The following is an 11697-nucleotide window of genomic DNA, read 5'->3' as shown; positions in this document are numbered from 1 at the left end:
GAGCACGCGCATGAGCCCGCGCATGAGCCCGCTTTCCCATCCGTCTTTCCGACCGCGACCATGATCGGCGAAATCGACATCTTCGGCGTATTCGTGCCGGCCCCGCTCGTGCTGATGCTGATCGCCTACCTGATCAACATCGTCGTGCGCGCCGTGCTCGAGCGCGTCGGCTTCTACCGCCTCGTCTGGCACCGTTCGATCTTCGACCTCGGCATCTACGTGTTCGTGTTTGCCGCCGTCGTGATCGTTTCCCACCATCTCGTGGCTACCTAACGTGAAAAAAACCTGGCTCTCGGCAGGGCAAATCCTGCTCACCCTGATCGTCGTCGTCGTGGCGGCCGTCGTGCTGTGGCGCATCGTCAACTACTACATGTTCTCGCCGTGGACCCGCGATGGTCACGTGCGCGCCGACGTGATCCAGGTCGCGCCGGACGTGGCGGGCCTCATCACGTCGGTTCAGGTTGCCGACAACCAGGAGGTCAAGCGCGGCCAGGTGCTGTTCGTGATCGACCAGGCGCGCTACACGCTCGCGGAACGGCTTGCCGAAGCCACGCTCGCGCAGCGTCGCGCGACGCTCGCCCAGGCGAAGCGCGAATACGCCCGCAACCTGCAGCTCGGCAACCTGGTCGCGAGCGAGCAGGTCGAGGAAAGCCGCACGCGTGTCGAACAGGGCGAAGCCGCCGTCGCCGATGCGCAGGTGTCGCTCGACACCGCGAAACTGAACCTGCAGCGCACGACGATCGTCAGTCCCGTAGACGGCTACCTGAACGACCGCGCGCCGCGCGTCGGCGAATACGTGCCGGCCGGCCGCGCGGTGCTGTCGGTCGTCGACCGCAATTCGTTCCGCGTCGACGGCTACTTCGAGGAAACCAAGCTGCGCGGCATTCACATCGGCCAGCCGGTCGACATCATCGTGATGGGCGAGCCGCATGCGCTGCGCGGCCATGTGCAGAGCATCGTCGCCGCGATCGAGGATCGCGACCGCACGCAGGGCGCGAACCTGCTGCCGAACGTGAATCCGGCATTCAGCTGGGTGCGGCTCGCGCAGCGCGTGCCGGTGCGCGTCGTGCTCGACGAGGTGCCCGACGATTTCCGGATGATCGCGGGCCGCACCGCGACCGTCTCGATGCGCGAAGCCAACACGCGCCGCAACGACAACGGGAAAGCGGCAGCCGGCGCGTCGGCAGCGACCGTTAGCACGGCGTCCGCCGTCACGCCGGTGTCGACGGCTGCCGGTAAGGCCGCCAGCGCAGCGGGAGCATCGCAATGAAACGGCACGGTCTGCACCTCGCCGCGACGCTCGCGCCGCTTGCGCTCGCACTCGGCGCATGCAAGTCCGTCGGCCCCGATTACACGCTGCCGCAACAGGCTTACGTGAATGCGCCGCTCGCGAACCATGCGCTCGACGATGCGAACGGTACGCTCGTGTCGCGCGACGCCGTGCCCGGCAACTGGTGGCAGCTCTACGACGACCCCGTGCTCAACGGGCTCGTGCGCGATGCACTGAAGTCGAACACCGACCTGCGCGTCGCCGCGGCCAACCTCGCGCGCTCGCGCGCGGCGCTGGAAGTCGCGAGCCAGCAGGGCGGCTTCTCGGGCGGCGCGGAAGCCGCCGTGCAGCGTGCGCAGGAATCGGCCGAGCAATACCTGCTCGAGAACAAGCTGCCGGTCGTCAACGAAGGCACGGTCGGCATCAACGTGTCGTACGAGATCGACCTGTTCGGCAAGCTGCGGCGCGGCGTCGAAGCCGCGCGCGCGGACAGCGAGGCCGTCAGGGCCGCCGGCGACCTGGCGCGCATCACGGTCGTCGCCGACGTCGTGCGCGCCTACGTCGAATCGTGTTCGTCCGGCGACGAGCTGGCCGTCGCGAAGCAGTCGCTCGCGCTGCAGCAGCAGCGCGTGAAGCTGTCGCAACGGCTGCGCGATGCCGGGCGCGGCAACCAGACCGACGTGACGCGCGGCGTGACGCAGGTGCGCACGCTCGCCGCCGATATCCCGCGCTTCGAAGGCCGCCGCAAGATCGCGCAATACCAGCTCGCCGCGCTGCTCGCGCGCGCGCCGGCCGATCTGCCGAAGGCCGTCGCCGAATGCGAGCGCCTGCCGAAGCTGCGCCAGCCGATTCCGATCGGCGACGGCGCCGCGCTGCTGCGCCGCCGCCCCGACGTGCGCGAAGCCGAGCGGCAACTCGCCGCCGCGACCGCGCGGATTGGCGTGGCGACCGCCGCGCTGTATCCGTCGATCAGCATCGGCGCATCGGCCGGCTCGGTCGGTGTCGCCGCCGACCTGTTCTCGTCCACGACGAATCGCTGGTCGTTCGGCCCGCTGATCAGCTGGTCGTTCCCCGTCAACGGCCAGCGTGCGCGCGTGCGCGAAGCCGAAGCCGCAACGGGCGGCGCGCTCGCGCACTTCGACGGCGTCGTGCTGAACGCGCTGCGCGAAACGCAATCGAGCCTCGCGACCTATGCGGCCGACGTGCAGCGCACGGAGGCGCTGCGCACGGCTTACGAATCGGCACGCAATTCCGCCGATGAAACGCATCGTCTCTATCTGGCCGGCCGCGAATCGTTCATCTCCGATCTCGACGCGACGCGCACGCTGACGAGCGTGCAGGCGCAAGTGGCGGCAGCCGAAGGCCAGGTCGCGGCTGACCAGGTGCGGCTCTTCCTCGCGCTCGGCGGCGGGTGGGAATCCGACCGTACCGCGACGGCACCCGATACCCAGCCCGCTGCGACACGGGCCGCCGCGACACCCGCGTCCAGTGAATAATCGCAGCAGCGACATCACCGTCCGGACATAACCTTTGCCTGGCGGAATGCCCGGTGGCGGCGGGATTTCCAGATTCGCGCCATAGCATCCCGAGGACGACGTGCCCCCTCGTCGACGGTAAACTGGTCGACGCATTTCCATTCATCTTCCGCTGCCGAACCGGCAGCGGCATCCATCCGGAGATCCATCATGCGAACCAGCGCCCGCAACCATTTCGCCGGCCAGGTCAGCGCCGTCAAGGCCGGTGCCGTCAACGACGAAATCACGCTCCGCACGCAGGACGGCCTCGACATCGTCGCCGTGATCACCCACGGCAGTGCGGCTTCGCTGGGCCTCGCGGCCGGCTCGAAGGCGTTCGCGCTCGTGAAGGCGTCGTCGGTCATCGTGATGGTCGATGTCGACAGCAGCAAGGTGTCGGCCCGCAACTGCGTCTCGGGCACGGTAGCGTCGGTCACGAAGGGCGCGGTCAATTCGGAAGTCGTGGTCAAGGCCGCGGGCGGCGCCGAGATCGTCGCGATCGTCACCAACGACAGCGTCGATCGCCTCGGCCTCGCGAGCGGCGCGGCTGCGTCCGCGATCTTCAAGGCGTCGAGCGTGATCGTCGGCGTCGAGTGAACGCGTGACGATCGCGATGGCAATCCGTTTGGCACGGCGCACTCACGCGGATCGCGCGGTGCGGCTGTCAGGCCGATGCACGCGATGACAGCCGCGTTCGATCACGTTCGACAACGCGCGCTGCAGGCGTTGCTGTCCGCAGCGGCCAACGCCGACACACCCGATGCACGCCTGTTCGGCGCGCTCGTTGCGGCACGCGCGCGCCGCAGCGAACTCGGGCTGCTCGGTCTGTCTCATGCACGGTTGGCCGGCCTGCTGGCACGGCAGTTTTCGTGCCTGCCGGTGGCCGATACCACGGCACTCATGCCGACGACCGCGATCGGCCGGCACAGCAAACCGATGCGCGCGCGATGCGGCGCACGCCCCATAAACGGTCACCTTGCGATCCGTTTCGTCCACCGCTCACGTCGCGGTCAATGCCGGTGCCGGTGATGAATGTCCGGAAAATGCGCATGGCTGTGCGTGATCGGCAGATGCACGTGCGGATGCGCGTGCGGCTCGTTGCCGTCGTACGCAAAATCGTGCGCATGCTGGTGATGTTCATCGTGCCGATGCCGGTGCGTGTGCTCGAGCCGCTCGTGTGTATGCGCATGCTCATGCCGTTCGCGAACGTGCAGCCAGATGCCGAGCGCCATCAGCGCGGCAGCGATCCAGAACGTCGCGGGCGGCAGCGCGGGCCAGATCAGCAGCGACAGCACGACGCCGAACAGCGGCGCGATCGAGAAATACGCGCCCGTGCGCGCGCTGCCGAGATGACGCAGCGCGACGACGAACAGCACGAGGCTGATCCCGTAGCCGCCGAGCCCCGTCAGCATCGCGGCGGCCGTGACCGGGACCGCCGGCAGCGTCGCGCCGGTCGCCAGCGCGATGCCGATGTTCACCGGTCCGGCGATCAGCCCCTTCGCGCACGCGATGATCATCGCGTCGTTCGCGGCAACCTTGTGAGTCAGGTTGTTGTCGATCGCCCAGCACAGGCATGCGCCGACGATCAGCATCGCGCCGACCGGCACGCCGGCCCGGCCTGGCGTCCACGACAAAAGCGTGCCGCCGGCGACGATCGCGACCATCCCGAGGAACACCTGCGCATCCACGTTCTCGCGAAACACGACCCACGCGATGACGGCCGTCAGCACGCCTTCGAGATTGAGCAGCAACGCGCTCGTCGCGGCGGGCGTGCTCGACAGCCCGAGCATCAGCAAAGCCGGGCCGGCCACCCCGCCCGCCGCGATCGCGCCGGCCAGCCACGGCAGATCGGCGCGCTGCAGCGGCGCAGCGTCTGAGGCCGGTGCGCGGCGGTTGTGCAGGCGGCGAAGCAGGATTCCGATACCGAGCCCGACGCCGCTGCCGAGATAGAACAGCCCGGCGACCATGAACGGCGACATCGCACCGACCAGCGCCTTGGCGAGGGGTGTCGCGGCGCCGAACAGCGCGGCAGCGGTGAGCGCGACGAAAATCGCGGAATGTCTCGGGTTCATGATCCGGTTTGAATTGACGTTGAAAGGTGTGGGCCGTGGCTTCGGGTCGTGTCGCAACTGGCTTTCCGTGCCTTTCGAAATGCAAGCTGCATTGCCCCGGCCAGCTTGCGCGCGAACGGACGGTCTCGTCGAGATTATCGCGCGTCGTCATGTCGCGACGACCGGGCGCGAGCACCCATACGCCAGTCAGTGGTCCCGGCGTTGCTCTATTTTAGGAAAACGAATTAATTGAATGAAGTATTGCCGCATTCAGGAGATGCGTACCGTCCATGCGCAAACGACAAAGTCGACATATCGCGCATACAGCACAGATCGACGAACTTTCTTCGTGTGGTCGCGTGGTCGGTTCGAGTCGGGACAGGTACGGGCCCGGCGCGCCGAGCGCCGGTGAGAGCAGTCCTGACCTGCCTCTGTCGAGGCAGGTCAGGCTGTCGTGTCACTTACCGCACGCGATGTGCATGCGGGCCGGCGCCGCGCGGTATGCAGCGGCGCGGTGCCGGTTACTCGTTTCCGGCCGTTTGCTGCTCGACCTGCGGCGCTGTGTCGACTTGCGCTTCCACGTTTGCCTGTTGCGGCTCGGCCGCTGCCTCGGCCTGCTGCTCCGCCTTCGGCTGCTGCTGCGTGCCCTTGGCCGCTTGCGCCGCGCCCTTGCCGGGGCGGCGAGCCTTCAGCCGGCGCGCCCGCGCTGCGTCGTCATGCGTGACGCGCCCGGCTTCGTTGCCCTGCAGATCGACCCGCACCGCGTCTTCGACGAGACACGACCAGTAGCGGTTGCCACGGCACCACGTCGACATCGCTTCGCGCAGTTCGGCTTCGCTGAGCCCGACGGCCTGAGCTTCGCGTGCGAGGTCGTCCCAGATACCGACCTTGAGCGGCACTTTGGGGGCCGGATTCTTCGGGAACGCAAGCGGAAACTTACGCTGCAGTTTGCCGATCGCAACGATGACCGGATCGACCGGTGCCGACGGCTTCGCCGAAGCAGGCTTCGCGCGATGCGGTGTTTTGCCGCCAGCCGCAGCCGGCTTGGCACCACGCTGCGGACGGTCGCCGGACTTCGGCTTCGCGCCGGTGTCCGCCGGCGCTGCCGGCCGCTTCGCGTTGCGCTCCTGCTTGGCCTTCGCTGCGAGCTGCGCCCGCAATTCGGCAAGTTGTTCAAAACCCATAAATTCAATCCACCAGGAATATAAGGTGTGGTTCGTGCGGCCATGCCGCGCGGCGCAAAAGCTTCGCCGCCATGCGGGCGACCCGTCTGCCGCCGACGCGGAACACTACGGGGCCGCATCGCGCACGCCACTCTGTTTTCGGGCACCCGGCCACGATGCCGGACAAGGCAGGAGTGGAAGTATACCGGTACGCGCGGCAGCCGGTTGACTCGCCGGTCTGCATTGGCCCGATTCGGGGCACCGGAAATGCATCCGTGCGGTCGTGATGCGCATTATATGGATACGTTTCCGGAAGTCACGTCGTTCACCGTCGTCCGCGGAAATCGGGGCCATCTTGCGCACCGTGATGGCCCCGGCGGCGGCACTGGTCGATGCGCCACGCGTCGTGTCTCGCCTCGGGATGTCTGACGCAATCGTGCCGCATCGGTGCGTCGCGGGCCTCGGCTGCGATTCGGCATCCCTGACTGCGCCATCGGCTGCGTGCGATTCAACGATCACGGCGATGGATCCGCGCAAGTGCCACGACATGCGGCTGCTCCCTTCGATTGCACCCGTGCCCGCGCACGACTCGTTGCGTCCGCATCGATCCCGTAGCGGACGAAGATACCGAAAAATGCGTAGTATGCCTGGATCGATGTCGCCGGCAGCGAACCTCGGCCCGCTTCGCTGCGCCTCCGGCCAGCCGCCGACATCCCGCTTGCCGGCCCAAGGAACGACCCGGTTGTACGAAACGGAGCAGATACATGGTTCCCCCACACGACACCCCGCACGACGGCATCACGCGCGAGGAGATTCACCATCGGCAGATCGACATGCGCGGCTATCGGCGCAGCGACGGCCAGTTCGAAGTGACGGCCTGCCTCGCGGACCGCAAGACCTTCGATTTCACGCCGCCGGGCGGCACGCGGACGGTCGCTGCGCTGTCGCCGATCCACGACCTCGGGGTGACGCTGGTCTTCGACGCCGACATGGTCGTCCGCGCCGTATCCACGTTCCTCCGGTCGCATCCGTATGCGCAGTGTCCGGGGGGCGGCGACTCGCTGCAGGCGCTCGTCGGACTGAGCATCGGTGCCGGCTGGAACAGCGAAGTTCGCAAGCGCCTGCCGTCCTGCGATACGTGCACGCACCTGAAGGAATTGCTCGGCCCGATCGCCACCACGGCCTATCAGACGATGGTCGGCATGCGGAAGTCATCGCTCGAGGCGCGCGACAGCGACGGAAAGCCGCTCAAGATCGACAGCTGCCATGCATATGGCGCATCGCGCGATCTCGTGCAACGTCTTTGGCCCGAATACCACCGGCCTTCGGTGACGGTGAAGGGCAGCTAAGGGTCAGGTATTCGGCCAGTCCCGTGCCCGCAGGATGCATGCGTCGCGTGCACAAACGTGCTTCGCCCCGGCCTCGCTCCGGCCGGTCATCACCGTCAACGGCGCCGCTGATCAGAAAACGCCCAGCGCAAGTCCCGCTGCAAGGCCGGCGCCCAGCTCGGCGCAGCGCGCGAGATCGTCGCCGTCGATCGTCTTCGCCGCGAGGATGCGTTCCGGCGTCTGCGCGTGCGTACAGACGATCAGGCCCGGCGCCACGTTCTTCAATCGCCATCCGGTCGCGATCCGGTCGATCTGGCGCAACGCATTCTGCCCATCGCTTCCCGCGCATATCATCGCCGCATACGGGCGGCCGTTCACGCGATCGAGCGCCGCGTAATAGCAGCGGTCGAAGAAATCCTTCATCAGCCCGGACATTGCCGCGAGATTCTCCGGCGTCGCAAACAGGTACGCGTCGGCGGCCAGCACGTCGTCTGCGCTCGTCGCGTCCGCGCGCTGCAGCCTGACGTCGACGCCGGGCTGCTCGCGCGCCGCGCCGGCAGCCGCTTCGGCCATCTGTTGCGTGCCTCCGGTCATCGTGTGATAGACGATCAACAGCGTCTTCATTCGTCGTTACTCACGTTCGGTTTCAGGTGCACCGGCGGCGTCACCGGTTTGCGCTGGATGGCCAGCTTTCATGTGAGGCTGTTCCGCGTTCGCTTCCGCGGGATCTGCCGGCGGGTTGCCCGTTTGCCCGTTTGCCCGTTTGCCCGTTTGCCCGTTTGCCCGTTTGCCCGTTTGCCCGTTTGCCCGTTTGCCCGTTTGCCCGTTTGCCCGTTTGCCGGCTCGTCGGCTCGTCGGCTCGTCGGCGCCTGGCGCGCGTCGATCATGCGCCTGGCGCCGGCTTCGATTCGTGCAAGTTCGACCGGATGCACGATCAGTGCGTTGCGGCACGCGATGCGTCGGTGTCTTCCGGTCGCGCGTAGTACGCGAGGAACATGTCGGCCGCGGATTCCGCGACTTTTTGTTGCTCCGGCGCCTCGAGCGGCGGCTGGCCCATCGTGATCTGCGGCCAGAACGCGAATACCTTCACAACACCGTGCAACTGATGCGCTGCAAACACCGGATCGGTGACGGACAGGCGTCCGGCCGCCGCGGCCGTCCGCACCCAGACGGTCATGTCCTCCTCGCGCTCGCCGAGGCGCTCGACCATGTCGCGCGCGCGTTCCGGCGAATGGATGGCCGCACCGATCGCGACACGTGCGAGCGAGAGAAATGCCTCGTCGCTGAGCAGGCGCAATTTGCGGTCGAGTAACGCGAGCAACTGCTCGCGCAGCGGCACGTCGGCACGATAGGTCGGCGAGCTGCCGGTTCGGGTCGCATCCCACAGTTTTTGCAGGATCGCGGCGAACAACGTTTCCTTGCCCGGGAAGTGGTTGTAGACCGTGCGCTTCGACACATCCGCGCGCGCAGCGATGCGGTCCATGCTGGTCGCGTCGTAACCCGACGCAAGAAATTCCTCGATGGCCGCGTCGACGATGGCCGCGCGCTTTCGATCGGTCAGGCGCTGAGGGGGAGTGCTGGTATCCATTCAGAAATTTTACACCGGGTAGTTTACTTATCCCAAAAATAAACTACACTGCTCAGTGTACTTTATCCATCGGACGAACCGGCATGGCGTCACCTCTCGTTTTGATTCACCGCATTCTGGGTTTTGCGGCCGCCCGACGTGGCCGCGCGTTGTCTGGCGGCTCGCCGCAGCACAATGGCGAGCGCTTCAGCAATGTCGCGCCGCGTCCGGTCGAGGGGCTGGGCAAAACGCTCGGGATCGCCTGGAACATGTTGTTCAACAAGCCGCGCAATACCGTGCCTGCAGGCGCGCTGCCCGTCGATTCGCTGACCCGCGCGGAACTCGACGCGGCCCCCGATCGCAGCCTGTACCGGCTCGGCCATTCGACGCTGCTGCTCAAGCTGCGCGGCGAATTCTGGCTGACCGACCCCGTATTTGCCGAGCGCGCGTCGCCGTTTCGGCGCGTCGGCCCGAAGCGTTTCCATGCGCCGCCGATCGCGCTTGAAGATATTCCGCCGCTGCGCGGCGTGATCCTGTCGCACGATCACTACGATCATCTCGATCGCGACACGGTGCTCACGCTCGCGGCCACCACCGGTGTGTTCGTGACAACGCTGGGTGTCGGCGACCGCCTGATCGAATGGGGCATCGACGCGAAGAAAGTCCGCCAGCTCGACTGGTGGCAAAGTGTCGACGTGGCCGGCCTGACGCTGACCGCAACCCCCGCGCAGCATTTTTCCGGGCGTAGCCTGTTCGACGGCAACAGCACGCTGTGGGCGTCCTGGGTCATCGTCGACGACGACTTGCGCGTGTTCTTCAGCGGCGACACGGGCTACTTCGACGGATTCCGGACGATCGGCGAGCGCCTCGGGCCGTTCGACGTCACGCTGATCGAAACAGGCGCCTACGATGCGCAATGGCCGTACGTGCACATGCAGCCTGAAGAAACCGTGCAGGCGCACATCGATTTGCGCGGACGCTGGCTGGTTCCGATCCACAACGGCACGTTCGATCTCGCGATGCATCGCTGGCAGGAGCCGTTCGAGCGCGTCACCGCGCTGGCGATCGTCCGGGGCGTCGAACTGTCGACGCCGAGGATGGGCGAGCGCCTCGCTCTCGACAAGCCGCATCGCGGCGGACGGTGGTGGCGCACGGTGGACGAGCGCGCGACGGCCGTTGCCACGAAATCGCGCCGCTGGCCGCTTTGCACATCGCAGGCGACGAAATAGGTCCACCGGTCGTTGCACATTTTTCCCCGGGAGCGCGGCAATCCCGCGATTCCGGGAGGCGCGTTTCCTGCGTACCCGCACGTTGACGTACCTGCCTGTAGACCCGATTACCTGAGTAGAGCAGTCATGCATCCGGCACCCGCCCGATCTGCCCCCGGCCAATTCGACGCCGACGCCACCATCGCCGCATTCAACCCGGCAGGCCCCCGATCAAGCGATCAGCGCCGGGAGAACGACCTGCGGCAGACGCTCGCAGAGCGTGTCGGGAGATGGACGGAAGGCGTCGACCACCTCGTCACCGCCATTCCGAACCTGAGCCTCCATCGAAGGGAGACGCCAACGCAGCCGATGGACTGCATGGTCGAGCCAAGCTTCGGTCTCGTCGTTCAAGGCACGAAGCGGCTCATTCAGAGCGGCGACCTGTATCTCTGCGACGCCAGCCGTTTTCTGATCACGTCGCTCGACTTGCCCGGATCGACGCAAGTCGTCGAGGCCAGCCGTGAAAGGCCGTTTCTCGGAATCGGACTCAAGCTTGATTTTCGCGTCATGGCCGAACTGATGGCACAGGTCGCCCCGGATCACGAGGGGGCCCCCGCAGGCCGCGGCCTCGTCGTCGGCGATATGACCGAGCCGCTCTACGACGCAGTGAACCGATTGCTGGCGTTGCTGGATGACCCGGGCGCCATTGCCGTGCTTGCACCGTACGTCGAGCGGGAAATCTACTATCGGCTGCTGACGAGCGACCAGGGTGGCCGCCTGCGTCAGATCGCGTCCGCCGGCAGTCAGGGCAACCGCGTGTCGCGGGCGATCCAGTGGTTGCGGACCCATTACGGCGAGTCGCTGCGAGTCGACGATCTGGCTGCGCAGGTTCAGATGAGCAGTTCGACCTTCCACCACCACTTCCGCCAGCTCACCGGCATGAGCCCACTGCAGTACCAGAAATGGATACGGCTCAACGAAGCACGTCGGCTGATGCTGTCCGAACGGCTCGACGCCGCGTCGGCATCGTTCAGGGTCGGATATGCGAGCCCGACCCAGTTCAATCGCGAATACAGCCGGCTGTTCGGCAATTCGCCGCGGAGAGATATCGATAGCCTGCGGAGCGGAGCAGACGTCGTTCTGTCTGTAGCGGCGACTTATTGACCGCGGGGGCGGTATCGGAGATGCAGGATGCCGAGTTAGGCGGTCTCCGTAGAACGGTTGAATCGGCTTCGCGCACGAGGGATCGATCCGGGTGAAGCAGACGTGCGCAACGGGATGCACGCTCTTTTTCATCTTGCCAACTCAGGATTGATGAGTCGGCGGCCGACCGGAAACTTCTCATAGAGAGTCGCGCAACGGGTGAGCGCCGCTCGAAGTCAAACGCATACCCAACCTCGCAAGCATCAATCGGCCACATGCAAGCCGTCCCATACCCACCTCATGAACTGGTGGGGACTTCACGCCCTCTTCAACGACCGAAACGCCTTACTGTCTTTCGGTCGCCTGGCCGCAAATTCTCTGATGCCAGGATTCTCGCGTCACAATGCAATTCAACGAATTGTGCGGCCGCAGTGTGCGTTGTCACGTGACAAC

General features: G+C 66.3%; 11 protein-coding genes and 1 pseudogene. 8 read left to right on the top strand and 4 right to left on the bottom strand.

What is annotated here, in order from left to right:
- Positions 1-60 precede the first annotated feature (60 nt).
- From G3N64_RS19140 to G3N64_RS39795, 5 genes and pseudogenes are all read left to right on the top strand, one after another.
- Entirely contained in the window at positions 61-273 is a 213-nt protein-coding gene (locus G3N64_RS19140) for a DUF1656 domain-containing protein (RefSeq protein ID WP_011350409.1), read from the top strand.
- Between the two features lies 1 nt (position 274).
- Positions 275-1270, top strand: a complete 996-nt coding sequence (locus tag G3N64_RS19135; protein ID WP_205785337.1) for an HlyD family secretion protein — start codon at positions 275-277, stop codon at positions 1268-1270.
- Entirely contained in the window at positions 1267-2766 is a 1500-nt protein-coding gene (locus G3N64_RS19130) for an efflux transporter outer membrane subunit (RefSeq protein WP_205785336.1), read from the top strand. The genes G3N64_RS19135 and G3N64_RS19130 overlap by 4 nt, the downstream gene beginning before the upstream one ends.
- Positions 2767-2955: 189 nt before the next feature.
- On the top strand, positions 2956-3381 hold the full coding sequence (locus G3N64_RS19125; protein ID WP_205785335.1) for a TOBE domain-containing protein: 426 nt from the start codon (positions 2956-2958) through the stop codon (positions 3379-3381).
- Between the two features lie 84 nt (positions 3382-3465).
- A pseudogene (locus G3N64_RS39795) lies at positions 3466-3693 on the top strand (nitrogen fixation protein NifQ); the annotation flags it as partial.
- Positions 3694-3794: 101 nt separating this feature from the next.
- Here the strand turns inward: G3N64_RS39795 and G3N64_RS19115 are convergent.
- Together G3N64_RS19115 and G3N64_RS19110 are read right to left on the bottom strand one after the other, a co-directional pair.
- The gene (locus tag G3N64_RS19115; protein ID WP_205785333.1) at positions 3795-4856 is read right to left on the bottom strand and encodes a DMT family transporter; all 1062 of its coding nucleotides are present in this window, start codon (positions 4854-4856) and stop codon (positions 3795-3797) included.
- 500 nt (positions 4857-5356) lie between these two features.
- The gene (locus tag G3N64_RS19110) at positions 5357-6019 is read right to left on the bottom strand and encodes a ProQ/FinO family protein (RefSeq protein WP_205785332.1); all 663 of its coding nucleotides are present in this window, start codon (positions 6017-6019) and stop codon (positions 5357-5359) included.
- 743 nt (positions 6020-6762) lie between these two features.
- Here G3N64_RS19110 and G3N64_RS19105 point away from each other — a divergent pair.
- Positions 6763-7347, top strand: coding sequence for a DUF2889 domain-containing protein (locus G3N64_RS19105; RefSeq protein ID WP_205785331.1), 585 nt, complete (start codon positions 6763-6765; stop codon positions 7345-7347).
- A 111-nt stretch (positions 7348-7458) separates the two neighbouring features.
- On the opposite strand, the gene G3N64_RS19100 is transcribed toward G3N64_RS19105, so the two are convergent.
- Together G3N64_RS19100 and G3N64_RS19095 are read right to left on the bottom strand one after the other, a co-directional pair.
- Positions 7459-7950, bottom strand: coding sequence for an NAD(P)H-dependent oxidoreductase (locus tag G3N64_RS19100; RefSeq protein WP_205785330.1), 492 nt, complete (start codon positions 7948-7950; stop codon positions 7459-7461).
- Between the two features lie 310 nt (positions 7951-8260).
- A complete protein-coding gene (locus G3N64_RS19095; protein ID WP_205785329.1) occupies positions 8261-8914 on the bottom strand; it encodes a TetR/AcrR family transcriptional regulator in 654 nt (217 codons plus the stop codon).
- 83 nt (positions 8915-8997) lie between these two features.
- Between G3N64_RS19095 and G3N64_RS19090 the strand changes: the two genes are divergently transcribed.
- Complete coding sequence (locus tag G3N64_RS19090; RefSeq protein WP_205785328.1) at positions 8998-10122, top strand: MBL fold metallo-hydrolase; 1125 nt, start codon at positions 8998-9000, stop codon at positions 10120-10122.
- A gap of 126 nt (positions 10123-10248) precedes the next feature.
- On the top strand, positions 10249-11265 hold the full coding sequence (locus G3N64_RS19085) for an AraC family transcriptional regulator (RefSeq protein ID WP_205785327.1): 1017 nt from the start codon (positions 10249-10251) through the stop codon (positions 11263-11265).
- Positions 11266-11697 lie beyond the last annotated feature (432 nt).

Origin of the sequence: Burkholderia sp. Ac-20344 (assembly GCF_017104975.1) — a bacterium.
In the GTDB taxonomy this organism is placed as follows: domain Bacteria; phylum Pseudomonadota; class Gammaproteobacteria; order Burkholderiales; family Burkholderiaceae; genus Burkholderia.
Note: the sequence above shows the minus strand (reverse complement) of the source record. Positions and strands in the feature narration are given on the sequence as shown.

Bases quoted from the DNA above. Each gene is read 5' to 3' on its own strand.
- G3N64_RS19140 (WP_011350409.1), top strand. From the start codon at position 61: ATGATCGGCGAAATCGACATCTTCGGCGTATTCGTGCCGGCCCCGCTC.
- G3N64_RS19130 (WP_205785336.1), top strand. From the start codon at position 1,267: ATGAAACGGCACGGTCTGCACCTCGCCGCGACGCTCGCGCCGCTTGCG.
- G3N64_RS19125 (WP_205785335.1), top strand. From the start codon at position 2,956: ATGCGAACCAGCGCCCGCAACCATTTCGCCGGCCAGGTCAGCGCCGTC.
- G3N64_RS19115 (WP_205785333.1), bottom strand. From the start codon at position 4,856: ATGAACCCGAGACATTCCGCGATTTTCGTCGCGCTCACCGCTGCCGCG.
- G3N64_RS19110 (WP_205785332.1), bottom strand. From the start codon at position 6,019: ATGGGTTTTGAACAACTTGCCGAATTGCGGGCGCAGCTCGCAGCGAAG.
- G3N64_RS19105 (WP_205785331.1), top strand. From the start codon at position 6,763: ATGGTTCCCCCACACGACACCCCGCACGACGGCATCACGCGCGAGGAG.
- G3N64_RS19100 (WP_205785330.1), bottom strand. From the start codon at position 7,950: ATGAAGACGCTGTTGATCGTCTATCACACGATGACCGGAGGCACGCAA.
- G3N64_RS19095 (WP_205785329.1), bottom strand. From the start codon at position 8,914: ATGGATACCAGCACTCCCCCTCAGCGCCTGACCGATCGAAAGCGCGCG.
- G3N64_RS19090 (WP_205785328.1), top strand. From the start codon at position 8,998: ATGGCGTCACCTCTCGTTTTGATTCACCGCATTCTGGGTTTTGCGGCC.
- G3N64_RS19085 (WP_205785327.1), top strand. From the start codon at position 10,249: ATGCATCCGGCACCCGCCCGATCTGCCCCCGGCCAATTCGACGCCGAC.